Annotated in this window: 1 protein-coding gene; it reads left to right on the forward strand. The window is 68.5% G+C overall.

The features are described 5' to 3' along the window. Window positions 1–232 precede the first annotated feature (232 nt). Window positions 233–628, forward strand: a complete 396-nt coding sequence (locus ACY45C_RS06265) for a nucleotidyltransferase domain-containing protein (RefSeq protein ID WP_462186704.1) — start codon at window positions 233–235, stop codon at window positions 626–628. Window positions 629–718: the final 90 nt, after the last annotated feature.

Below are 718 nucleotides of genomic sequence, written 5' to 3' on the forward strand. Positions count from 1 at the left end.
GGACTCTGGGTGCGAATCTCGCGGCAAGCTGTCCGCGGAGTGGATCGGGCAACTCGGCGGCGCCGGCGACTGGACGCATGACCAGATGCACCTCGTGCGTCGGACTGCTTCGCGACGCTTCGGGTCGCGGCTGGGTGGTGGTTCGCGCGGCACGCAGGACGCCGGTGGGCGTCGCGCGTGAGGCGGTACCCGAGTCGTGCGGTCGTGGCTGTCTGGAGGCGATAATGGCCAGGTGACCGTCGACCTTCGTGACAGCCGGATCGCCGAGGTGTGCCGGCGCTACGGCGTCGCCGAGCTGTCCGTCTTCGGCTCGGCGGCTCGCGGCGACGACACCGACTCCTCGGACGTCGACCTGCTGTACGTGCTGGCGCCCGACTCGACGCTTGGCTTCGAGATCGTCGATCTCCGGGACGAGCTTGAGAAGATCGTCGGTCGTTGCGTCGACCTGGTTCCCAAGTCTCGGCTGAAATGGGTCATCCGCGATCGGAGGCTCGGGTCCTCTATGCGGCGTGATGAGCTGTACCTCGTCGACATGATCGAAGCTGCGGTCGCCGCGACGGCGTTCGTCCGGGACGTCGACGAGACCGCGTTCCTGGCGAGCGACCTGATCCAGAGCGCCGTTCTGTAGAAGCTTCTGGTGATCGGCGAGGCGGCCGGGCGAGTGCCGCCCGAGATCCGCGCGCGCTGGCCGGACGTGCCGTGGCGGTCCGTCACAGGC

Source organism: Frankia sp. CcWB2 (genome assembly GCF_977927585.1).